This window comes from Thermus caldilimi, from assembly GCF_004684245.1.
GTDB classification, from domain to species: Bacteria; Deinococcota; Deinococci; order Deinococcales; family Thermaceae; genus Thermus; species Thermus caldilimi.
On record NZ_CP038452.1, the window covers coordinates 1,495,067 to 1,517,235 of the forward strand.

Annotated in this window: 24 protein-coding genes and 2 pseudogenes; 15 read left to right on the plus strand and 11 right to left on the minus strand. The window is 64.9% G+C overall.

The window, feature by feature from the left end; genetic code table 11:
- Positions 1–175 precede the first annotated feature (175 nt).
- The 3 genes and pseudogenes from EBI04_RS13990 to EBI04_RS07740 all read left to right on the plus strand — a co-directional run.
- Positions 176–358, plus strand: a pseudogene (locus EBI04_RS13990) (hypothetical protein); the annotation flags it as partial.
- An 89-nt stretch (positions 359–447) separates the two neighbouring features.
- Positions 448–912 (plus strand): hypothetical protein, encoded by a 465-nt coding sequence (locus tag EBI04_RS07735; RefSeq protein WP_135256205.1) that lies wholly within the window; start codon positions 448–450, stop codon positions 910–912.
- Positions 913–1,177: 265 nt separating this feature from the next.
- Positions 1,178–1,606, plus strand: coding sequence for a hypothetical protein (locus EBI04_RS07740; RefSeq protein WP_135256207.1), 429 nt, complete (start codon positions 1,178–1,180; stop codon positions 1,604–1,606).
- 19 nt (positions 1,607–1,625) lie between these two features.
- On the opposite strand, the gene EBI04_RS07745 is transcribed toward EBI04_RS07740, so the two are convergent.
- Positions 1,626–2,750 carry a transposase gene (locus EBI04_RS07745; RefSeq protein ID WP_444545749.1) on the minus strand — a complete coding sequence of 375 codons (1,125 nt, stop codon included), beginning with the start codon at positions 2,748–2,750 and terminating at the stop codon, positions 1,626–1,628.
- Positions 2,751–2,830: 80 nt separating this feature from the next.
- Here EBI04_RS07745 and EBI04_RS07750 point away from each other — a divergent pair, with 80 nt between their 5' ends.
- From EBI04_RS07750 to EBI04_RS07785, 8 genes are all read left to right on the plus strand, one after another.
- Entirely contained in the window at positions 2,831–3,802 is a 972-nt protein-coding gene (locus EBI04_RS07750; protein WP_135256978.1) for a zonular occludens toxin domain-containing protein, read from the plus strand.
- 270 nt (positions 3,803–4,072) lie between these two features.
- The gene (locus EBI04_RS07755) at positions 4,073–5,044 is read left to right on the plus strand and encodes an IS110 family RNA-guided transposase (protein WP_240695263.1); all 972 of its coding nucleotides are present in this window, start codon (positions 4,073–4,075) and stop codon (positions 5,042–5,044) included.
- A gap of 42 nt (positions 5,045–5,086) precedes the next feature.
- Positions 5,087–7,087 (plus strand): elongation factor G, encoded by a 2,001-nt coding sequence (locus EBI04_RS07760; protein ID WP_135256979.1) that lies wholly within the window; start codon positions 5,087–5,089, stop codon positions 7,085–7,087.
- A gap of 51 nt (positions 7,088–7,138) precedes the next feature.
- On the plus strand, positions 7,139–8,044 hold the full coding sequence (locus EBI04_RS07765; protein ID WP_135256980.1) for an AAA family ATPase: 906 nt from the start codon (positions 7,139–7,141) through the stop codon (positions 8,042–8,044).
- 14 nt (positions 8,045–8,058) lie between these two features.
- A complete protein-coding gene (gene ppsA, locus EBI04_RS07770; protein WP_135256981.1) occupies positions 8,059–10,455 on the plus strand; it encodes a phosphoenolpyruvate synthase in 2,397 nt (798 codons plus the stop codon).
- 25 nt (positions 10,456–10,480) lie between these two features.
- Positions 10,481–11,098, plus strand: a complete 618-nt coding sequence (trhA, locus tag EBI04_RS07775; RefSeq protein ID WP_135256982.1) for a PAQR family membrane homeostasis protein TrhA — start codon at positions 10,481–10,483, stop codon at positions 11,096–11,098.
- Positions 11,099–11,130: 32 nt separating this feature from the next.
- Positions 11,131–11,805 (plus strand): response regulator transcription factor, encoded by a 675-nt coding sequence (locus EBI04_RS07780; RefSeq protein WP_135256983.1) that lies wholly within the window; start codon positions 11,131–11,133, stop codon positions 11,803–11,805.
- A 9-nt stretch (positions 11,806–11,814) separates the two neighbouring features.
- Positions 11,815–13,221, plus strand: a complete 1,407-nt coding sequence (locus tag EBI04_RS07785; RefSeq protein ID WP_135256984.1) for a sensor histidine kinase — start codon at positions 11,815–11,817, stop codon at positions 13,219–13,221.
- Here EBI04_RS07785 and EBI04_RS07790 read toward each other — a convergent pair.
- From EBI04_RS07790 to EBI04_RS07835, 10 genes and pseudogenes are all read right to left on the minus strand, one after another.
- Positions 13,175–13,549 carry a DUF2089 domain-containing protein gene (locus EBI04_RS07790; RefSeq protein WP_135256985.1) on the minus strand — a complete coding sequence of 125 codons (375 nt, stop codon included), beginning with the start codon at positions 13,547–13,549 and terminating at the stop codon, positions 13,175–13,177. The two genes, EBI04_RS07785 and EBI04_RS07790, sit on opposite strands and share 47 nt — an antisense overlap.
- Positions 13,543–13,812 (minus strand): hypothetical protein, encoded by a 270-nt coding sequence (locus EBI04_RS07795; protein WP_135256986.1) that lies wholly within the window; start codon positions 13,810–13,812, stop codon positions 13,543–13,545. Before EBI04_RS07795 ends, EBI04_RS07790 begins: the two co-directional genes overlap by 7 nt.
- Positions 13,809–14,180 (minus strand): SHOCT-like domain-containing protein, encoded by a 372-nt coding sequence (locus tag EBI04_RS07800; RefSeq protein WP_135256987.1) that lies wholly within the window; start codon positions 14,178–14,180, stop codon positions 13,809–13,811. Before EBI04_RS07800 ends, EBI04_RS07795 begins: the two co-directional genes overlap by 4 nt.
- A gap of 1 nt (position 14,181) precedes the next feature.
- Positions 14,182–14,880 carry an SHOCT-like domain-containing protein gene (locus EBI04_RS07805; protein WP_135256988.1) on the minus strand — a complete coding sequence of 233 codons (699 nt, stop codon included), beginning with the start codon at positions 14,878–14,880 and terminating at the stop codon, positions 14,182–14,184.
- On the minus strand, positions 14,870–15,067 hold the full coding sequence (locus tag EBI04_RS07810) for a hypothetical protein (protein WP_135256989.1): 198 nt from the start codon (positions 15,065–15,067) through the stop codon (positions 14,870–14,872). The genes EBI04_RS07805 and EBI04_RS07810 overlap by 11 nt, the downstream gene beginning before the upstream one ends.
- 65 nt (positions 15,068–15,132) lie before the next feature.
- Positions 15,133–15,884 (minus strand): annotated as a pseudogene (gene ccsA / locus EBI04_RS13900) (cytochrome c biogenesis protein CcsA).
- The gene (hemA, locus tag EBI04_RS07820) at positions 15,881–17,059 is read right to left on the minus strand and encodes a glutamyl-tRNA reductase (RefSeq protein WP_135256990.1); all 1,179 of its coding nucleotides are present in this window, start codon (positions 17,057–17,059) and stop codon (positions 15,881–15,883) included. The pseudogene ccsA and the gene hemA overlap by 4 nt, the downstream one beginning before the upstream one ends.
- Positions 17,060–17,130: 71 nt before the next feature.
- The gene (locus tag EBI04_RS07825) at positions 17,131–17,805 is read right to left on the minus strand and encodes a uroporphyrinogen-III synthase (protein ID WP_135256991.1); all 675 of its coding nucleotides are present in this window, start codon (positions 17,803–17,805) and stop codon (positions 17,131–17,133) included.
- On the minus strand, positions 17,777–18,142 hold the full coding sequence (locus tag EBI04_RS07830; protein WP_135256992.1) for a carboxymuconolactone decarboxylase family protein: 366 nt from the start codon (positions 18,140–18,142) through the stop codon (positions 17,777–17,779). Before EBI04_RS07830 ends, EBI04_RS07825 begins: the two co-directional genes overlap by 29 nt.
- Entirely contained in the window at positions 18,139–18,798 is a 660-nt protein-coding gene (locus EBI04_RS07835; protein WP_135256993.1) for an HAD family hydrolase, read from the minus strand. Before EBI04_RS07835 ends, EBI04_RS07830 begins: the two co-directional genes overlap by 4 nt.
- 85 nt (positions 18,799–18,883) lie before the next feature.
- Here EBI04_RS07835 and EBI04_RS07840 point away from each other — a divergent pair, with 85 nt between their 5' ends.
- The 4 genes from EBI04_RS07840 to purC all read left to right on the plus strand — a co-directional run bounded on the left by EBI04_RS07840 (position 18,884) and on the right by purC (position 22,167).
- A complete protein-coding gene (locus EBI04_RS07840) occupies positions 18,884–19,444 on the plus strand; it encodes a YceI family protein (protein WP_135256994.1) in 561 nt (186 codons plus the stop codon).
- The gene (locus EBI04_RS07845) at positions 19,441–20,019 is read left to right on the plus strand and encodes an intradiol ring-cleavage dioxygenase (RefSeq protein WP_135256995.1); all 579 of its coding nucleotides are present in this window, start codon (positions 19,441–19,443) and stop codon (positions 20,017–20,019) included. Before EBI04_RS07840 ends, EBI04_RS07845 begins: the two co-directional genes overlap by 4 nt.
- 12 nt (positions 20,020–20,031) lie before the next feature.
- On the plus strand, positions 20,032–21,342 hold the full coding sequence (gene purB / locus EBI04_RS07850; protein ID WP_135256996.1) for an adenylosuccinate lyase: 1,311 nt from the start codon (positions 20,032–20,034) through the stop codon (positions 21,340–21,342).
- 129 nt (positions 21,343–21,471) lie between these two features.
- Positions 21,472–22,167, plus strand: coding sequence for a phosphoribosylaminoimidazolesuccinocarboxamide synthase (gene purC / locus EBI04_RS07855; protein WP_135256997.1), 696 nt, complete (start codon positions 21,472–21,474; stop codon positions 22,165–22,167).
- The last annotated feature ends 2 nt before the right edge of the window (positions 22,168–22,169 follow it).

The window sequence follows — 22,169 nt, forward strand, 5'->3', positions numbered from 1 at the left end:
GGAACCGGGCGGCCCTTTTCAAGTGGTCCCCTGGCGCATGGGTATGCGGGGGGTGGATAAGTGCAAGTTTTGAGATAACCCTTTCACTCGCCCCGACATAGATACGGACGGGGATGGCTGGCCCGACTGGGTGGAGTGGTATGAGGCTAATCGCCGGGGAGTACCCTGGCCGGACGTGATCAACAACCCCCAGGTCTACCCTGACCCTAACGCTGACCCTGACGGGGACGGCTTTCCCACCTGGCAGGAGGTATCCGTAGGCACCAACCCCTATGATCCTGCGTCCCATCCTCAACCTCGCCCTAACCCTGGCACTCGCACGGATACCGACGGGGATGGCTGGCCGGATGCGGACGAGATCGCCCAGGGCACGGATCCTCGGGACCCCAACAGCAAGCCCACTGGTATCCCCCCTTGCAGGACACGGATGGGGACGGCGTCCCGGACGTGGAGGAGATCGCCAAGGGCACTGACCCTTATAACCCGGACGATAAGCCTCAGCAGGATGCGGATACATGGCCTGGCGGCCCTCCTCCCGGTGATCTGCGCCCTGTCGAGTTGCCCCAGCGGGAGGCTCTGGAGAAAAAGAATTTGCCTGAGCTCAAAGAAGAGATATGGCAGTCTTTCCAAGAGAACGTGACCCAGCGTTGGCAGGAAGCTCTTCAGGAGTTGCGGACAACGGCGGCCCAGCGGTTTCCCTTTGCCATTGTTTCATCCTTCCGCTTCCGTGTTGAGGGTGGCTCTGCCCCCTGCGCCTTTACGGTTCCCATAGGTCCGTATCAAGCCCAAATGGACATATGTTCTACCTCTATCTGGCAAGCTGCCACCGCTTTCCGCCCCATCCTGGGGGTGCTGGTCTGGATGAGCGCCGCTTTGCTCCTGATCCGGAGGGGCCTGGATGTCCAGAAGTGAAACCCCTCACAAAACCCTTGCGCTTTTTCCCCTTGCGCCCCTTAGTTGCTCCCTATCAGGGGCGGGGTGCCGTCAAGGGCGCAAGCCCCGGAGGGCCGCCCCCATCCCATCGCGCACGTTTACCGGACGGAAGGAGGACGGGGTTTGCATATGCGGTAGGGGGCGGCCCGGAGGGGTCCTCTGGACCCTTGACGGCGGGGTCCCCGCCCCCGGATACCCTGGCTTTGGGGGCGCAAGGGGAAAGCAGGGAAAGGGGAGGTGAGGTATGGGTGCCCTGATCTCTGGCCTTCTAGAACTCCTCCAGTGGCTGGCCGCCACCTTCGCCCGCCTGGGCGGGTGGCTCGTGGATACCGTCCAGCGGGTGGCCGCCTGGATCTGGGGTGTCCTGGATTACGCCCTCACGTGGCTCTGGAATGCTGCCGTTGACGTCATCATCTGGACCTTCAACGCCTTCTTCTGGGTTCTGGGCCACGTCCTGGAGTTGCCCATACTCGCCTTGACCCTTCTGGTCCGTATCCTCCCCCAAATGCCTAGTGATTGGGTCTTTGTTGATAACGTCCTCATCCCCGCTTTCAACGTGGCTAATCAGATACTCCCTATCTCTGAGGCTGTTTCTATTCTCAGCCTTTGGCTCTCCTTCTACAGCCTTATGGCCGTCTGGCGCATCATCACCTTCATTCGGGGAGGTCGCTAGTGATTGAGGCTTTCGTGGCTCAAAACTTGCACCTCCCGAATACCCTGCATGAACACCCCCTTCCCCCCGCAGGCGGGGGCCAAAGACCCAAAGCTCCCAGCTCGGCCATGAGGACCCGCAAGACCACCTCCGGCAGCAGCAGGCGCGCCGCTGCCCACCCAGCCTCCCGCCAAGAAAGACCTCTCCCGTCTGGAGCTAGCCTCACCCAGTGGGCCAGCAGGTAAGCCAGGAAGGACAGCACCAGAAACCGATGCACCCCCAAGGCCGTCCGCTGCCCAAAACGCCCCAGGGAAAACTCGCTCTTTACCGTGCGGAAGAAGTGCTCAATGGTAAACCGCCGCCGCCCCCACACCAGCACAGTCCGTGGCCCCGCAGGAAAGGTGGCCACCACGTACCGCCACTCCCACCCTCCCCCGGGTAAGGGATAGCGGTACCAGCTCACCCACACGGGAAAGGGAAGTCCCCGCAGATGCACCCGACTCCCCTGCCGTCTGAGCCCAAAGAGGGGAAGCCCCTCCCGCGTCTTTCGGTCCCGCCGCATCCCCACCACCGCTTCCAGACCCAACCCCCGCACCCCCACAAGAAACCGGGCGGTGCCGAAGGCAGCATCGGCCACCACCCGAAGGTGGAAGGACTTGCGCATCCAGGGGGGCAGGGAGGCCAGAAGACGCAGGGCAAGGAGGGAAAGGGCCTTCTCCCCCTTCCCCCGCCACACCCGGTAGGCCCAGGGGATGCGCAGCTCTCCCAGCACCAGATAGAGCACCACCAGGTGGAGCCCCCACTTGCCGTGGAAAAAGGAGAGGGGCAAGGCGGGGAAGAGGCCCCGCTTCTCCAGGGTGACCAGGTCCAGGACCACCAGGAGCCTGGGCTTGGGCCCCCGCCTGGGCCTGGCCCGGTGGAGGGTTTCCTGGGCCTTCTTGCGAGCCAGGCGGATGAGGGCGCGGGTGGGCCAGGGATAGCGGTTGAGGAAGCGGGAGAGGGCGGAAGGGGACTTGGTCTTGCTGTGCTGGGGCCTGGCCTTGCCGTGGCCGGTGAGAAGGAGGAGAAGAAGCGCTTTGAGGGATTCGCGGAGGTGGGGGGTTGGCAGGAGGGCCAGGAGGGTCCAGAGTAGAGAATGGGCCGTTTGGGTCATGGCACCCTTCATCCGAAGGGAACCCGGCGGCCCTTTTCAAGTGGTCCCCTGGCGCATGGGTATGCGGGGGGTGGATAAGTGCAAGTTTTGAGGTGGGCATCCCTGGTAGCGGCAAAAGCTACGCCCTCGTCCTCAAGGGCCTTGAGGCCCTTTCTGCTCCCTCTCCTCGCCCCGTTTACGCTAACTTCGGTTTCATCCGGGAAAACGTCTACCACTACCTCCGCCGTCGCAAAAAGCTTCCTCACCGGGAGGCCGTCCTCAGGACCGATCTCATCCGGGAGATACGGGACTACTCGGACCTCCTCAACGTCCATGATGGCGTTCTCCTCTTTGACGAGGCCCACATGTGGCTTCCCTCCAGACAGTTTGACCTTATCCCGGTGGAGGTCATTGCCTTCTGGTCCCAGCACCGCAAGGTGGGCGTGGATGTCTATCTAGCTACCCAGCGCTACGGGTCTGTGGACGCTATCGTCCGTGAGCTGGTGGCCTTCGTCTACTGGGCTCGTCCTGCTCCGTTCTGGCTCCGTGTTCTCCTCATCCCCTGGGCTCGGGGCCGCAAGGTCCTCCGCTACACGTCCATCATGGATGAGTCCCTGGGCATGATGCAGAAACAGGCCAAGGGCATCTTTGAGGGCGTGGCTAGGAACTCCGTGGTTATCCTGGACCCCTTGGCGGCCGCTTGCTATGACACCTACGCCATCTTCGAACCCCCCATTGTCCGGCTCCAAAGGGAACTGGACCCCAAGAAGCGGGCCATCTTCGACCGCATGGGCCTAGCCTGGGACGCTTCACGGGTCCGTGGCCGTAGGGATATGCCCCGTGCCGTGGATGGTGCCCCCTATCTCACCATGGAGGAACTAGCCCATGCCTACCGCCATGGCCTCAAGCCCCACGAACTCCTTCGCAAGAAGTGGGAGGAGTGGGTAAGCTCTTGTTATGGACCCGGTGGGTCTGTTTCTTTTGGCGATGCTTCTAGTCGTGGGGGGTGTTCTTTTGAGGGACAACCTTCCGAGTTTGAGTCTGTGGATTGGAAGCGTTTGGCGTGGTCGCCAGAGATGTCCTAGGTGTGGTATTCCCGTTCGGTATGCGGAGAATGTCCGCAAGGGCTATATGCGGTGCCGCTACCAAACTTTTGGCTTTTGCCCCTATGACCCCCGCCGTGGCGTCTACCGCCAAAGGCGCTAGAATGTCTGCGGGGCGGGCTGAGTGGCCGTGGCCTATACTGGCCCTTGTGGTCGTCCCATAGACTGGCCCCATCCCCATAGGCGTTGTTGAGGTTGGCCCTTAGTGGTCGGGTGTAAGAGTGCCATAGGGGAGGCCCGCCCCGTATATGTATGCGCTTTTTCCTGCGAGGCCTTCCGCCGATAAGCCTGGTTTTATGCACGATGAGCGCATTTGTAGGCGTTGACGTATCTGCAAGGTGGCTCGATGTTGCCCTTCCCTCTGGGGAAGTCCTCCGGGTTCGGAACCCGGAGGGCATCCCTTCCCTTCTCGAGGCCCTCCCTCCCGGTGCTTCCGTTGGCCTAGAGGCCACCAGTACGTACTACCGCCCTTTGGCCTACGCTCTCCATCGGGCGGGCTTCCGGGTCTACGTCCTCAACCCTCAGGCAGTCAAAGCTTATGCCCGGTCCCTCTTGCGTAGGGCGAAGACCGATAAGGCGGATGCTAGGCTCATCGCTCGCTTTCTTGCTGAGCGGCATGTGGACTTGCCCCTTTACACCCCCTTGGAAGACTCGCTTGTCCTGCTTTCCCTTCTGGTTCGCTTTTCTGAGGCCCTAACTGCTGACCGGGTGGGTGCCCTTAACCGTCTTCATGCCTGGGAGTACGCTCTGCCCGGTGTTTCGGGCATCCTGGGATACGTTCCCCGTACCCTCCAGGGCCTCCGGGAGGAGGTCATGCGGAAGGCCCTTGAGGTTGCTGAGGCTGACCCTGTTGTGTCCCGTTGGCTTCACGCCCTAGCCACACTGCCCGGTGTCGGTGAGGTTCTCGCTTTGCGGATTATCGCCTATTCTGGTGATATGACCCGTTTTCCTTCGGCTCGGGCATATACGGCCTTTACAGGTCTGACCCCTAGGATTTACCAGTCTGGGGACGCCCCCGAGAAGTCGGCTATCTCCAGGGTAGGCCCTTCCCGCCTCCGGTCTGCCTTCTACATGGCGGCCCTATCTGCATACCGCTTCGATGCTGAGCGTAGGGAGTGGGTGGATAGGATGGTAGGTAGAGGCAAACCGAAGAAAGTTGCCCTCACAGCCTTAGCGTCCCGTCTAGCACGGGCGGCGTGGGTTGTCTGCGTCAGGGGGGCTTGACAAATCGCTGTTGAGGTCTATGGGCACCAAGAAGGAGGGAAGATGATCCCAGGAACCTCTCCCATCCGAACCGTGGCCCTGGTGGGCCATGCGGGAAGCGGCAAAACCACCTTGACCGAGGCCCTACTTTTCCGAACCGGTGCCAAGGACCGGATGGGCCGGGTGGAGGAGGGCACCACCACCACCGACTACACCCCCGAGGCCAAGCTCCACCGTACCACGGTGCGTACCGGGGTGGCCCCCCTGAAGTACAAGGACCACCGCATCTTCCTCCTGGACGCCCCCGGCTATGGGGACTTCGTGGGGGAGATCCGGGGGGCTTTGGAGGCCGCGGACGCCGCCTTGGTGGCGGTCTCCGCGGAAAACGGGGTGCAGGTGGGCACGGAAAGGGCCTGGACCGTGGCCGAGCGGCTTGCTCTCCCCCGCATGGTGGTGGTCACCAAGCTGGACAAAGGGGGGGACTACTACGCCCTTTTGGAGGACCTCCGCACCACCTTGGGCCACATCCTGCCCATCGACCTGCCCCTCTATGAGGGCGGGCGCTGGGTGGGGCTCATCGACGTCTTCCACGGGAAGGCCTACCGCTACCAAAACGGCGCCGAGGTGGAGGTGCCCGTGCCCGAAGAGGAGCGGGAACGGGCCGAGCGCTTCCGTCAGGAGGTCCTCGAGGCCATCGTGGAAACCGACGAAGCCCTTCTGGAAAAGTACCTGGAGGGGGAAGAGGTAACCGGGGAGGCCCTGGAAAAAGCCTTCCACGAGGCGGTGCGCAAGGGCCTCCTCTACCCGGTGGCCCTGGCCTCGGGCACGGAGGACATCGGCGTCCTGCCCCTTCTGGACTTGATCCTAGAGGCCCTCCCTTCCCCGGAGGAACGCTTTGGGGAAGGCCCTGCCCTGGCCAAGGTCTTCAAGGTACAGGTGGACCCCTTCATGGGCCAGGTGGCCTACGTGCGCCTTTACCGGGGCAGGCTGAAGCCAGGGGATACCTTCCAGAGCGAAGGGGGCGCCATCCGTCTACCCCACCTCTACGTGCCCATGGGCAAGGACCTCCTGGAGGTGGAGGAGGCGGAGGCAGGGTATGTCCTGGGCCTGCCCAAGGCGGAAAACCTACACCGGGGCATGGTGCTCTGGCAGGGGGAACGGCCGGAAAGCGAGGCGGTCCCCTTCGCCCGCCTGCCCGAGCCCAACGTGCCCGTGGCCATCCGGCCCAAGGGGCGCACGGACGAGGCCAAGCTGGGGGAGGCCCTGAGGAAGCTTCTGGAGGAGGACCCAAGCCTCAAGCTGGAACGCCAGGAGGAGACGGGGGAGTTCTTGCTTTGGGGACACGGGGAGCTTCACCTCACCACCGCCAAGGAGCGCCTTTCCGACTACGGGGTGGAGGTGGAGTTCTTCGTGCCCAAGGTCCCCTACCGGGAAACCATCCGCAAGGTGGCCGAGGGGCAGGGCAAGTACAAGAAGCAGACCGGGGGGCACGGCCAGTACGGGGATGTGTGGCTCCGCCTGGAGCCCGCCCCCGAGTACAGCTTTGAATGGCGCATCACCGGGGGGGTGATCCCCAGCAAGTACCAAGAGGCCATTGAGGAGGGGATCCTCGAGGCGGCCAAGAAGGGGGTCCTGGCGGGCTACCCGGTGATGGGCTTCAAGGCCATCGTCTATAACGGCTCCTACCACGAGGTGGATTCCAGCGACCTCGCCTTCCAGATCGCCGCCAGCATGGCCTTCAAGAAGGTGATGGAGCTGGCAAGCCCGGTTCTTCTGGAACCCATCTACCAGATTAAGGTAATCGCCCCCCAGGAGCGGGTGGGGGATATCCTCTCTGACCTCCAGGCCCGGCGGGGGCGGATCCTGGGCATGGAGCAGGAGGGGGCCTTGGCGGCGGTGCGGGCCGAGGTGCCCTTGGCGGAGGTCTTAGAGTACTACAAGGCCCTCCCCAGCCTCACCGGGGGCGCCGGGGCCTACACCCTGGAGTTCAGCCACTACGCGGAGGTGCCCCCCCACCTGGCGCAGCGGATCGTGCAGGAGCGGAGGGCGGCCGAGGGGCAATAGGCCCTGGCGCCGTCCCCCAAAAACCTCTAACCTGGGGAGAGGAGGCCTAGCGTGGCGGAGGCTCCCCAGGCGTTTTCCTCCCTTCGGGAAGCCCTAAACCGGGTTCTCTTCGGCCAGGAAGAGGCCATAGAGGCCCTTCTGGCCACCCTGCTGGCTCGGGGTCACGCTCTTTTGGAAGGCGTTCCGGGCTTGGGAAAGACCCTCCTGGCGGAAAGCTTCGCCCAGGGAAGCGGCCTGAGCTACAAGCGCATCCAGTTCACCCCCGACCTCCTGCCCCAGGACCTTACGGGAAGCGAGGTGTTTCGGGAGGGGCGGTTTGAGTTCGTGAAAGGCCCCCTCTTCGCCCAGGTGGTCCTGGCGGACGAGATCAACCGGGCCCCGCCCAAGGTGCAGTCGGCCCTCCTCGAGGCCATGCAGGAACGGGCGGTGACTGCAGGAGGGGTGCGCTACCCCCTGCCCGAGCCCTTCTTCGTGGTAGCCACGCAAAACCCTTTAGAGCTGGAGGGCACCTACCCTCTCCCAGAGGCCCAGCTGGACCGCTTCACCGCCAAGATCCCCTTCCGCCCCCCCAGGCGGGAGGTGTGGCTAAGGATCCTCACGGAAGAGCCCGAGGTGCCCGAACCCCAAGGGGTGGACTTCCTCCGGGCCCAAGCCGAGGCGCGGGAGGTGCGGGTGGCCAGGGAAGCTTTGGAGGCCATCACCCACGTGGCCTTTCTCACCCAGGAGGACCGGCGCCTGCGCATGGGCCTATCCCCCCGGGGGGCCAAGGCCTGGCTGGCCCTGGCCAAGGCCCTCGCCTACCTGCGGGGCAAGCCCCTGGTGGACTGGAAGGAGCTCAGGGACGCCGCCTTTCTGGCCCTCCCCCACCGGCTTTTCCTCACGGAGGAGGCCCTTTACGAGGGGGAGAGCGCCGAAGGAATCCTGAAGGGGCTCCTCAAGAAGGGGGGCATCCCTTAGGAAGGAGGCAGGGTATGCGCTGGGTTCGGTTTTTTCACGAGGTGGGCCTGAAGGATGTGCCTTTGGTGGGGGGTAAGAACGCCTCTCTCGGGGAGATGATCCGGGAACTAGGCCCCTTGGGGGTGAAGGTGCCCGGGGGATTTGCCACCACCAGCGAGGCCTACTGGCATTTCCTCACGGCCAACGGGCTCAAGGAGGCCATCGCCCAGGAGCTCAAGGACCTGGATCCCGATGACCCCATCCTCCTGGCACGGGCAAGCCGCCGCCTGAGAAACCTGATCCTGAAGGGGGGATATCCCGAGGACCTCGAGGAGGAGATCCGCCAAGCCTACCGAAGGCTTTCCCAGGAAGCCAAGGAGGAAGCCCTTCCCGTGGCCGTGCGCAGTAGCGCCACCGCCGAGGACCTCCCCACCGCCAGCTTCGCCGGGCAACAGGAAAGCTACCTCTATGTGCAAGGGGAGGAGGAACTCCTCCTTCATGTGAAGCGGGCCATGGCCAGCCTCTTCACCGCCCGGGCCATCAGCTACCGGGCCCACATGGGGTTTGACCACCTCAAGGTGGCCCTCTCCGTGGGGGTGCAGCGCATGGTGCGGGCGGACACCGCCACAAGCGGGGTAATCTTCACCCTGGACCCCGACACCGGCCACCGGGGCTTTGTCTACATCACCGCCATCTGGGGCCTGGGGGAGAACATCGTCCAGGGGCGGGTGGGACCCGACGCCTACTACGTGCACAAGGAAACCCTTAAAGCCGGCTACCGGGCCCTGGTCCACAAGAAGCTCGGCCCTAAGGAGCTTACCCTGGCCTTTGACCCCAGGGAGGGCCGGCTGAGAAACCGCCCCACCCCTCCTTATCTCCGGAACCAGTTCGCCCTTTCCGAGGATGAAGCCCTCCTCCTGGCCGACTGGTCCATCCGGATTGAAGAGCATTACAGCCGGAAGCGGGGGGCTCCCACCCCCATGGACATCGAGTGGGCCAAGGACGGGCCCACGGGGGAGCTTTTCATCCTGCAGGCCCGGCCCGAAACCGTGCACTCCCAGAAGGCCCTGGTGCTTCGCATCTACCGCCTTTTGGAAAGGGGCGAGGTCCTGGCCGAGGGCCTGGCGGTGGGGGAAGCCGTGGCCACGGGAAGGGCCCGGGTGCTTAAGGACCCCAAGGAGATGGATCGCTTCCAGGAGGGTGAGGTCCTGGTCACGGAAACCACCAACCCCGACTGGGAACCCATCATGAAGCAGGCGGCGGCCATCGTCACCGAGCGGGGTGGGCGCACCTCCCACGCCGCCATCGTGGCCCGGGAGCTGGGGGTACCGGCGGTGGTGGGAGCGGCGGGGGCCACCCGGCTCATCCCCGAGGGGGAAGGGGTCACGGTCTCCTGCGCCGAGGGGGAGGTGGGGCGCGTCTACCGCGGGGCCCTGGCCTTTGAGGTGGAGGAGGCGCGCCCGGAAACCCTCCCCAGGACCCGCACCCGGATCCTGGTCAACGTGGGTACCCCGGAGGAGGCCCTAAGGGTAAGCCTCCTGCCCACGGACGGGGTGGGGCTATTGCGCATGGAGTTCGTCTTCGCCAGCCACGTGCGCGTCCACCCCCTGGCCCTCACCCGCTTCGAAACCCTGCCCGAGAAGGTACGGCGCCAGGTGGAGGAGCTCACCGAGGCTTACCCCGACCAACGGGCCTACTTCGTGGATACCCTGGCTCAGGGGATTGGCCTCATCGCCGCGGCCTTTTACCCCAGGCCCGTTCTCCTCCGCTTCTCCGATTTCAAGACCAACGAGTACGCCCGCCTCGTCGGGGGGCACCTCTTTGAGCCCAAGGAGGAAAACCCCATGTTGGGCTGGCGGGGGGCGAGCCGCTACTACCACCCGGACTACAAGGAGGGCTTCCTCCTGGAGGTGGCGGCGGTCAAGAAGGTGCGGGAGGAGATGGGCCTCAAGAACCTCATGGTGATGGTGCCCTTCTGCCGCACCCCGGAGGAGGGGCAAAGGGTTCTGGAGGTGATGGCGGAGGGGGGCTTGATACGGGGAGAAGACGGCCTCGAGGTCTATGTGATGGCGGAGATCCCCTCCAATGTCCTCGAGGCTGAGGTCTTCGCCGAGCTCTTTGACGGGTTTTCCATCGGCTCCAACGACCTTACCCAGCTCGCCCTCGGCCTGGACCGGGATTCGGAACGGGTGGCCTGGCTCTTCGACGAAAGGCGGGAAACCGTCAAGGCCCTTTGCGCCATGCTCATCGAGAAGGCCCACGCCAAGGGGAAAAAGGTGGGCATCTGCGGCCAGGCCCCTTCCGACTACCCCGAGTTCGCCGCCTTCTTGGTAGAGAGGGGCATCGACTCCCTAAGCCTCAACCCCGACGCCCTCCTGCGCACGGTGAAGAAGGTGGCGGAGATCGAAGCCGCCCTGGGCCCTGGCGCTTGAAGCCCAAGCCAGGGTACGCTAGGGCATGGTCCGTGAACCCTTTAACGCCCTAAGCCATGCCCTGGGGGTGCCCCTAGCCCTTTTGGGAAGCGCCTTCCTCCTTCTCTTCGCCCCCAGGGAGGTCTGGCCCGCTCTCCTCCTCTTCGGGCTCACCATGGCCCTCATGTTCGGGGCCAGCACCCTTTACCACGCCCTGCGGGTGGGGGATCGGGCCCTGGCTTGGCTCAGGCGGCTGGACCATGCGGCCATCTTCCTCTTCATCGCCGGAAGCTACACCCCCTTTCTGGCGGAGGGTCTTCAGGAAAACCGGAAACCCTTCGCCCTGGGCCTGGTGTGGAGCCTGGCCCTCCTGGGGGTGGGCTTCCGCCTCTTCTTCCTCAAGGCACCCCGGTGGCTTTACACCCTGTCCTACCTGGCCCTAGGTTGGCTTTCCGTCCTCTTCCTGCTCAAGCTCCACCTACCCCTTTCCACCTTCGCCCTTATGGCCGCCTCGGGGATCTTCTACACCCTGGGGGCCCTGGTGTACGCACGTAAAAAACCCGACCCTTGGCCAGAAATCGTGGGTTTCCACGGACTTTGGCACCTCTTGGTACTCCTCGGAAGCCTATTCATGTATCTGGCGATCCTCAACCTCTACACCTAGCTTTCTCATGAGAAAGTGAGTATCCTGGGGGTATGGAATCGCCCCTGATCCTGATCGTGGAGGACGAAAAGGACATCGCCCGCTTCATCGAGCTGGAGCTGCAAGCTGAGGGCTACCGCACCGAGGTGGCCCACGACGGCATCACCGGCCTTTCCCGCTTCCGGGAGGTGAACCCCAACCTGGTCATCCTGGACCTGATGCTCCCCGTCATGGACGGGATCGAGGTGGCCAAGCGCATCCGCAAGACCTCCAACGTCCCCATCCTCATCCTCACCGCCAAGGACCGGGTGGAGGACAAGGTGGAGGGCCTGGACGCCGGGGCCGATGACTACCTGGTGAAGCCCTTTTCCATAGAGGAACTCCTGGCCCGGGTGCGGGCCCACCTGCGCCGGGTGAGCCCGGCCATCACCGGGGAGATCCGGGTGGCGGACCTCATCATCAACCTCGAGGGCCGCGAGGTTTTCCGAAGCGGGCGGCGCATCGAGCTTTCCAACAAGGAGTTCGAGCTCCTGGAACTTCTGGCCAAGAACCCCGGGAAGGTCTTCAGCCGCTACGAGATCGAGGAAAAGGTCTGGCCCGGCTACCAGGGGGGAAGCAACGTGGTGGACGTCTATATCGGCTACCTGCGCAAGAAGCTGGAGGCCGGGGGGGAAAGGCGCCTGATCCACACCGTGCGGGGGGTGGGGTACGTGCTCCGGGAGGACTAAGCCCCCCACATGACCCTACGCACCCGCATCACCCTGCTCACCTCCGGGCTCCTCCTGGTCACCCTCCTGGCCTTGGGGGTGGCCCTCGAGGGCCTTCTACGCAACTTTCTCTACCGCAACTTACGGTCGGAGCTTCTGGAGGCCAGCAACCAGGTGGTCCGCCTCCTCAACCTGGGCGGCCAGGCCCTCTTGGAGGCCGGGCTTCCCGCAAGCCTCTACGCGGAACTTCAGCTTCTCCCCGAGGAAAACCCCGCCCTTCTGGCCCGGGAAGGGGGGATCAGCCTGCAGAAAAGCCCCGCCCTGGGAAGCCAGCGCCTTCTCCTAAAGGAAGCGGACTACCACACCCTTCTGGAGCGGGGCGAGGCTTGGGCCTACGCCGAGCTGCCGCGGGAAGGACCCCCCTTAAAGCTTCTGGTCTACGCCCGCCGGGTGGAGGTCAACCTGGGGGGAACCGTGTGGCAAGGAGCCCTTTTGGTGGGAAAGCCCGTGGAGAACCTGGAGAGCACCCTCTCCCAGTTCGCCCGCATCTATGCGGGAACGGCCCTTCTCGTGCTCCTCCTCTCCATCCTCCTGGCCAGGAACCTGGTGGCCCGGGCCCTGGAGCCCCTGGAATGGGTGGCCCGGCGGGCCGAGGCCATCACCACCCGTCCCGAGCCCCTGCCCGAACCCGAGGGGCGGGACGAGGTGGCCACCCTGGTGCGGGCCTTAAACGGCATGCTTTCCCGGATGCAAAAGGCCTTTGAAGCCCAAACCCGCTTCCTTCAGGACGCTTCCCACGAACTCCGCACCCCTCTCACCGCCATCCTGGGGCACGTGGGCTACCTCCTCCGGCGCACCCCCCTCACCGAGGCGCAGAAGGAGAGCCTCGAGGTGGTGAAGCGGGAAGCGGAGCGCATGGGGAAGCTGGTGTCGGATCTCCTAGAGCTCTCCCAAACCGGTTCCTGGCGCATGGAACCGGCCCCTGTCCGCATCCAAGACCTCCTGGAGGAGGTGAAGGAGGAGTTCGCCAAGAGCTTTGAGGGGGAGATGGAGGTGGAGGCCTCTCCGGAGCTTTGGGTGCAAGGTGACCCGGACCGGCTCCACCAGGTCCTGGCCAACCTCCTCTCCAACGCCATCAAAGCGGGGGCCCGGCACATTTGGCTCAGGGCCTTTGACCTGGGGGAGAAGGTGGTGGTGCGGGTGGAAGACGACGGGGAAGGCATCCCCAAGGAGCATCTGCCCCACCTTTTTGAGCGCTTCTACCGGGTGGACAAGGCCCGGGACCGGGAGCGGGGAGGGTCGGGGCTGGGCCTGGCCATCGTGAAGGCCATCCTCGAGGCCCACGGGGGGGAGATCTGGGTGGAAAGCGAGGTGGGCCAGGGTACGGCCTTTAGCTTCGCTCTCCCTTCAGCCGCGCCACCGCCTCCTCCACGGTGATCTCCCCCCGCCGCAGGGCCTCCAGCACCTCGAGGCGCTCTTCGCCTTTTTCCTCCTCCGCCTCGTAGCCCAAGGCCTTCAGGAGGGCGTCCAGCCGGGCCCGGACCGTGGGGTAGGAAACCCCAAGCACGCGTTCCACCTCCTTCAAGTTTCCCCGGGTCTTCACGAAAAGCCTAAGGAAGTCCAGGTGCTCCTTGGGCAACAGGGCGAACTCATTCAGTGCAAACTGGCCGTGCACCTCGGTGCCGCATTGCGGGCAGAAAAGGGCCTTCACCGCCAGCGGCCCCTCGCAGGCCGGGCAACGCACGGGAACGGGCCTGATCACCATAGTCCCACCTTGACCTCCACCTCCTCGGCCGCTATCCATACCAGGGCCAAGGGCGGCAAACTCCGGAGGGCGAAAACCCCCTTCAAGGGCACCCCCTGGAGGGGCCTCCCCCGGAGCAGGGCCCGGATTTTGAGGAGGAAAAGCGCGGCGAGGAGGATCCACTCCAGGGCGAAGAGGGGAAGGACCACCGGCAGGGACCAGGGGAAAGGCCCCCGCACCACCACGTAAAGGAACCTGGGGCGCAAGGGGGGAAGCCGCCTCACACCACCTCCACCAGCACCTGCACGGGGTGGCCCTCCTCCTCGGCCTCGATCTCCACCAACTTGCCCTCGGGCACCCCCTCCCGCACCAGGGCCAGGAGGTCCTTGAGGTTCACCCCTCGGCCCGCCAGGGCCAGCTTGGCCTCTTCGGGCAGGAACTTCTCCAGAAGCTCCGCCAAGGCCAGGGGAAGGTTCACATGGACCCGAACCGGCTTCCCCTTATCCTGGGCCTGGATCCGCACCCTGAGGAGCCTGGCAGGAGCCTGCGCCCTGGACCTGGGTTCCTCCACCGCCTGAAGCAGGGCCAAAGCCTCCTCTACCCCGATCTCGCCGGAACGCACCATCTCCAGAATGCGCCGTTTTTCCTCCATGTCATGCCTCCAGTTCCAGGTTCCCCATGACCACCTTGGCCCTGAGCTTGGCCTTCCCCTCTCCCAGGGACCAGCGCCGCCCGCCAGGGGCAGCCTCCTGTCGCCAAGGACCCGCCACCTTGAGGCCCCCCAGGCGCACCTGGGCCTCCACCTCCAGGTGCGAACCCGGCAAAAAACGGAGCTCGGCCCTGCCCGCCCGTACCTCCAGACGGTGCTCTCCATCCCGAAGTAAAAGGCCTGCTTCCAGGTTGCCTCCCGAAAGCGCCAGGTCCAGGCCCAAAAGCCCATCCCCTTTCAGGTTAGCCCCTAAGGCCCGACCCGCGAGAACCACTCTGGCAAGCTTCACGTGGCTTCCCATGGCCAAAAGCAAAACCACGGCCCCCTCGGGAACCCTAAGCCTCCCCTTGCCCAGGGAAACCCGATAGACCGGGATCCCGCCCTCCTGGGTTACCCCACCACCCTCCGCCTCAAGCCCCTCCAACCCCGCCACCCCCACCACCTCGAGGTTGGCCCCGAAAGCCTGAACCTGAAACCCTTGGGGGGCAAAAACCTGGGAAGCCTCCACAGGAGGCCTTTCCCCACCAGCCAAGTCCCTTTCCTCCAGCGCGGATTCCTCCAGCGCGGAAAGAAGCTCCAAGGCCTCCTCCGGGGTAAGGACCCCTTCCCTTACCATTTCCAAAATGCGCCGCTTATCCTCCATAGGAAACCTCCCCAAGCTCCGCGGGAGCTTCCTGGGCGAGCCTCTGGGCCCACCTCAAAAGAACCCGGGCTAGCCTGAGACGCCAGGGGGAACGAAGGGGCTTAAGGAGCCTCTCCCGCTCCGCCTCCAAGAAGAGCTCCTCGTACCGCCCCTTCCCCGCCCCCGGGTCCCACCATGGGCTCCACATCCTTCACCTCCTTGTGAAGGATTATAAAACACCTATTGGCAATCTGTCAAGTTAAGGTTTTATATCTAAAACCCTAGGCCCGAAGGATGGCGGGAACCCAGGAAAGGGGCGCCGATGAAGGCGAAGAGCAAAAGGGCGTAGGCCAGAAGAAGCAGGGCCATACGCGGATAGCCCTGAAGCCTCTCCTCAAAGAGGAAGTAAAGGGTGAGGCCCAGCCAGCCCAGGAGCACGGAGATCTCCTTGGGATCCAGGGCCAAAGGGCTACCGAAATACCCCCAGGCCCAGGCCATGCCGCTTCCCAGTCCCAAGGTGGTGGCCAGGTACCCCACCCGAAGGTAGCCCTGCTCCAGCCGCCTTAGGCTCCAAAGGGGGCGGAAAGCAGGGCTTTTTCCGGCACCGACCGCAGGCGCAGGTCTTGCATGGCGCACATCATCCCTGCCCCCACCCCCACCGCCAGGGCCAGGTAGGCTACCAAAAAGGCCCCGGCGTGTACCAGGGTAAGGAGAAGGGGCAGGCTTCCCCCCGGATGGGGCAGGGCCTTGAGGGCAAAGAGGCCAAGGAGCATGGCCAGGAGAACCAAGTAGCGGCGGAGAGGGGTAAGCCTTGGCCGAAGCAACAAACTCTCCCCCCGCAAGGCCAAAAGCCCCCCCAGGACCAAGGCGGGCTGGGCCGGACCCGAGAAAAACCCCTTGGCGAAGGCATCGGCCAAGGCGGCCCCCAGGTACAGAAAGGCCCCCAGGAAAAGCCCTCGAGGCCAGAACAACCCCACGGCCAAGAGGAGAACCCCCACCAGGGCCAACAGGGAAACCGCAGTCATGGCCGTGGGGGACGGAAGGCCAGAAGCGGGCACTCCCCAGGGCAGGGAGGACCCTGGAGGAACTCCTGGGTCCGGGCCTTTACGGCCTGAATCCAGGGATGGGCCCTGCGCCCCGCCTCCTTGTGCCAGGTAAAGGGATCGGCCTCCGGGTACTCCCGCACCACCTCCCTATAGGCCAGGCCCTTTAGGGCCCGTATGGCCTCCCGCACCCGGTGGCCTGCATACCACTCCAGGTAGTCCCCAATGGCTCCCTCTATGAGGGCCTCCACCTTGGGCACCTCGCCCTGGCGGGCCTTGAGGTTCTTCTCCACCACCCGCTTGAGGTCGTCCAGGTTATACAGGTAGGCCTGGGGCAGGCGGCTCACCCGGGGATCGATGTTCCGGGGCAGGGCGATGTCGATGAGGAAAAGGGGCTTGGACCTCCTCGGCAGGTCCTCCGGGCGCACCAGGTAATGGGGGCTGGCGGCGGAAGCCACCACCAGGTCCGCCTGGCGCAGGACCTGGGGAAGGGCCATAAGGCCATAGGCTTCCCCTCCAAACCGCTCCGCCAGGGCCCTGGCCCTCTCCACCGTGCGGTTCACCACCAAAACCCGGTCCACTCCCTGGGCCTTCAGGTGGGTAAGAAAGAGCTCCGCCATCTCCCCCGCCCCCAAAACCGCCACGGCAAGGCCCGTGAGGTCCCCGTACACCGCCAGGGCCAGGTCCAGGGCAGCGTAGGCCACGCTCACCGCCCCCGCCCCAATGGCCGTCTCGCTCCGGGCCCTTTTGCCCAGGGCGATGGCCGACTGGAAGGCCTTCTCCAATAGGCTTTCCGTGGCCCCATATTTCCGGGCCAGGAAGAGGGCCTCCCGCACCTGGCCCAGGATTTGCGCTTCCCCCATCACCAAGGAGTCCAGGCCCGCCGCCACCCGAAAGAGGTGCCGCAGGGCCTCTATTCCCTCCTTCTGGTAGAGGTGGTAGACCTCCACCCCACGCGCAAGGAGGAGGGCCTTGGCCTCCTTGGGGCTTCCCACCCCGTAGATTTCCGTGCGGTTGCAGGTGGAAAGCACCACCCCCTTGCCCAAGGTCCTCAGGGCCGCCGGCAGGGCCACCGCTGGGTCCAAGGCCGCCCGCTCCCGCACCTCCACGGGGGCGGTCTTGTGGGAAAGGCCCACCAGGTAAAGGGGCAGGGCCATAGTCTTTCGACAGTATACGCCACCCGGGTAGGGACAAGAATCCCCTATGGGGTTAACCCTTAACCTAAGCCCTATGAGAGTGCCCGAAGTATGGCCTGGAAAAGCCCTTCCAGGCCCGGCTCCGCCGCCTCCCACACGGCAAAGCCTAGCCGCCTGGCCTCCTCCACAGTGCTGGGGCCGATGCAGGCGGCCCTGGGCCTCCTGGGGGTCTTCAGGGCGTAAGCCCTGGCAGCGCTGGGGCTAAAGAAGGCTACTATCTGGGCCCTTTCCAAAAGGGCCAGCTCCTCAGGGGAAAGCTCCCTCTCCTGGGTAGCGTACACCTCCCATCGCTCCACCGCCACCCCCCGGGCCTCGAGGCCTGCCTCCAAATCCTTCCCCGCCAGATCCCCCGCCACAAAGAGCACCCTTCGAGCTGGGGGAAAGCCCGCCGCCAGGTCCTTGGCGGTGGCCCGGAGAGGGACGAAGGCGGGGGATAGGCCCCCCTGGCGCAGCACTTCCCCCGTCCCTTCCCCCACCGCCGCCACCTTGAGAAGGGGCCTTCCCGCCCTTTCCCAAGCCCAAAGGAGCCTCTTAGCCCCCTCTTTGGAGGTGACCGCCACCCAGTCCGCCTGGAGGAGTTTTCCGGGAAGAACCTGGAGGCCCGGCAGGTCCACCTGCTCCAAAAGGGCCACCTCCGCCGCCTCTATCCCCAAGGCGCGGAGCCGGTCCAGTAGCCCCTTATCCTTCCCGCGGGTGAGCAGGACCACGGCCTTTAAGGACCTTGTGAAAGAGCTTCATGGCGGCCAAGGCCCGGGGGAAACCCAAGAAAAGGGCAGACTGCAGGATGGTTTCCCGCACCTCCTCCTCGGTGGCGCCCACCCGTAAAGCCCCCTCCAGATGGGTAGCCAGCTCCTTGGGGCTACCCAGGGCGATCAGGGCGGTGATGGCCAGGAGTTCCCGGGTTTTGAGGTCCAGCCCCGGCCGGGCCAGGACCTCCTCGTAGGCGAAGTCCCGGATGTAGCGGAAAAGATCCTCGTCCACCTCCCTGAGGCTTGCCTCAATGGCCTCTTGCTTCTCCCCCCAGATGGCCCGCCGCACGCTCATGGGAGGTAGTCTAACACTCCCTCCAGCCGGTGAAGGGCCTGGGGGTTCTCCCCCAGGGGGTCAAAGAGGAGGGGTTTAACCCCAGCCCCCTGGGCCCCGACCCAATCGGCCTCCGAGTCCCCCACGTGCAGCGCCTCTTCAGGAGCCACGCCCAGGGCCTCGAGGGCCTCCTGGAAAAGCCTGGAGTTGGGTTTGGCCACCCCGGAAAGGGCGCTCACCGAAAGGTGCTGGAAGTAGGGCCTCAAGCCCACCACCTCCAGGATCTCCGGCAGGGTGGCATCCCAGTTGGACACCACCGCCAGGGCATAGCCCCGCTCCTTCAGGGCCTGTAAGGTGGCCTCGGCCCCGGGCACCACGGGCCAGAACCGGGGGTTCCTCCAGTTGGCCACCAGCTCCCGGCTCAGGGCCTCAGCGTGCTCCTCGAGGCCCATCCCCGTAAAGAGCCTCCGGTGGAACTCCCGCCAAAGCCCCAGGGCGGTTTCCAGATCCCGGGCCTCGAGGTGGTGGTCCTCATAGAAGCGAAAAGCCGCCAAGGCCGCCGCCTTGAGATCCCTCCTGGGCTTAAGGCCTCGTTCTTCCAAGAAGGGTAGAAGCCAAAACCGGGGGCTTGCCAGGATCAGGGTGTTGCCCACGTCGAAGAGCACCGCCTGGACCATAAACCCAGTCTATACCCTGGCCTCTCTAACGGGCGTCTAACCTCCACCTGCTACGATTTTTATAGCAAAAAGGAGGTGACAAGGCATGCGATGGCTTGTATGGACCCTGGTATTGCTGGTTCCCAGCCTGGCCCAAAGCTTTGAGGTGGTTTCCGGGGAAGCCCGCTACCGGGTGCGGGAACAGCTAGTGCAGGTGGGCATCGGCGATGCCGTGGGCACCACCCAGGCGGTGAAGGGGCAGGTGGCCCTCCAGGGCGCCAGGGCCACGGGGGAGTTCGTGGTGGATCTGAGGGAACTCCGAAGCGACCAGCAGCGGCGGGATAACTACCTCAGGCAAAACACCTTGCAAACGGACCGTTTCCCCACCGCCACCTTCCGGCCCAAGGCGGTGGAGGGGCTTCCCAACCCTCTGCCCGCAAGCGGCAGGTTCCCCGTACGGGTGGTGGGGGACCTCACCCTCCGGGACGTGACCGAGGAGGTGGTCTGGGAGGGAGAGGCGGTGTTCCAGGGCCAGGAGGTGCGGGTGAGCCTGAAGACCGAGTTTCCCTTTGAAAAATTCCGGCTGGTCCAGCCCCGGGTGCCCATCCTCCTCAGCGTGGAAAACCGCATCCGGCTGGAGGTGGACCTCAGCTTGAGGCGAAAATGAAACGGCGCACCCTGTTAGGGTTTTTCCTCTCCCTTCCTCTGGCGCGGGCCCAGTGCCCGCCCACCCCGGCCCTCACGGAAGGGCCCTACTACCTTAGGGAAGTACCCCGGCGGAGGGACCTGAGGGAAGGGCTTCCCGGAATCCCCCTTCGGCTTACCCTCCGGGTGCAGGACCGCACCTGCCAACCCCTTGGGGGCGTGCGGGTGGACCTCTGGCACACGGATGCCCTAGGGCGCTACTCGGGGGTGAACGCCCCTGGGGTCTTCTGCCGGGGTTGGCAGCCCACGGACAACCAGGGCCAGGTGGAGTTTCTCACCCTCTTTCCCGGCTGGTACCCAAGCCGTACCCCCCACCTGCACCTCCGGGTGGAGACGGGAGGCAGAAGCTTCGCCACCCAGCTTTTCTTCCCCGAGGAAGCCCAGCGTCAGGTCTACGCCCAACCCCCCTACGCGGAAAGGGGGATGCCCCGGATCGGCAACCGCCAGGACATGATCTTCCGAGCCGACCTCCTCCTGGCCCTGAAGCCCGAAGGGGGGGGTTATGGGGGAAGCTTCGTCCTTACCCTGCCCTTTTAGTACCCTTAAAGCATGGTCCCCCGTTACCAGACCCCGGAGATGGCCGAGCTGTGGTCGGAGGAGAGCCGCTACCGCATGTGGGCCCTGGTGGAGACCTATGCCCTCGAGGCCTGGGAAGCCCTGGGCCAGGTGCCCAAAGGGCTTTCCCAAAGGCTTCTTGCCCACCTAAAGGAGCATCCCCTGGACGCCCGCTTCGCCCAGAGGGTGGCGGAGCTGGAGGAGGTCACCCGCCACGACCTGGTGGCCTTCACCCGGGCCTTGGTGGAGTGGACCGGGGACGAGGAGGTGGGGCGCTACCTGCACCTGGGCCTCACCAGCTCGGACGTGGTGGACACCGCGCAAAACACCCTTTTGGTGAGGGCCTTGGACCTGATCCTTGAGGAGCTATCCGGGGTCCAGGAGGAGCTCAAGCGCCTGGCCCTCCGCTACAAGCACACCCCGGCCATCGCCCGCACCCACGGGGTCCACGCCGAGCCCACCAGCTTCGGCCTCCGCTTCCTGAGCTTTTACGCCGCCTTTGAGCGGGACAGGGAAAGGCTTAAGCGCGCCCAGAAGACCATCGGGGTGGCCATGCTCTCGGGCTCGGTAGGGAACTACGCCCACATCCCTCCGGAGGTGGAGGCCCACGTGGCCCAGCGGCTTGGCCTTAGTCCAGAACCCCTCTCCACCCAGGTGGTGCCCCGGGACCGGCACGCGGAGGTGCTGGCCGCCCTGGCCCTCCTGGGGGGGAACCTGGAGCGGGTGGCGGTGGAGCTTCGCCACCTCCAGCGCACGGAGGTCCTCGAGGCCCAGGAGCCTTTCCGGGAAGGCCAGACGGGAAGTTCCAGCATGCCCCACAAGAAAAACCCCGTGGGTCTGGAAAACCTCACCGGGATGGCCAGGCTCCTTCGGGGATACCTGGGCCCATCCCTGGAAAACATCGCCCTGTGGCACGAAAGGGACATCTCCCACTCCTCCGTGGAGCGGGTCATCCTCCCCGACGCCACCACCGCCAGCCACTACGCCCTGAGGCGGCTAAGGAGCATCCTGGGGGGCCTGGTGGTCTTTGAGGAGAACCTTAGGCGCAACCTGGACCTCACCCGGGGCCTCGTCTACTCCCAGCAGGTGCTGAACGCCCTCATCGCCCACGGCCTTCCCCGGGACAGGGCCTACGCCCTCGTCCAGCGGAACGCCCTAAGGAGCTGGGAGGAAGGCCGAAGCCTCGCCGAGCTTTTGCAGGAGGACCCGGAGAACCCCCTCAAGGGGGAGGGGCTTAAGGCCCTCTTCGACCCCTCCCCTTTCCTCAAACACGTGGACGCCATCTACGCCCGCTTCGGGCTCTGATGCGGGAAACCTTTGGCCCACCGTCCAGCGCAGGGGCACCCCCTCTTCCCGTCCACCTGCGGTACCGGGCTCCAGGGCAGGGCTTCCCCTAAAATAGGGGTGTAGGGCCCCGGAGCCCCAAGGAGGCACATGGAAAAGCTCTACGAGGGCAAGGCCAAGATCCTCTACCCCGAGGGGGAGGACACCCTAAGGGTCTACTTCAAGGACGAGGCCACCGCTTTCAACGCGCAAAAGCGGGGCCTTATCCCGGGGAAAGGGGTGGTGAACAATAAGGTTTCCGCGGTCCTCTTCCGGTACCTCGAGGCCCATGGGGTAAAGACCCACTTCCTGGAGGAGCTCTCCGACCGGGAGATGCGGGTCTTGAGGGTGAGGATCCTCCCCCTGGAGGTCATCCTCCGCTTCCGGGCAGCGGGGAGCTTCGCCAAGCGCTACGGGGTGAAGGAGGGCACCCCCCTAAGGGCTCCCTTGGTGGAGTACTCCCTTAAAAGCGACCCTCTGGGCGACCCCTTGATCTGCCCCGAGGCCATTTTGGCCCTGGGCCTGGCCACGGAGGAGGAACTTTCCCAGGTGAAGGCCACCACCCTGAAGATAGGGGAGCTATTACGGGATTTCTTCGCCCAAAGGGGGCTGGACCTCGTGGATTTCAAGCTGGAGTTTGGCAAAAGGGATGGGGAAATCCTCCTCGCCGACGAGATCTCCCCCGACACCATGCGCCTTTGGGACCAAAAGACGGGGGAGCCCATGGATAAAGACCGCTTCCGCAAGGACCTGGGAGGTGTGGAGGAAGCCTACCAGGAGGTCCTGCGGCGGGTTCTAAGGGGGTAGCC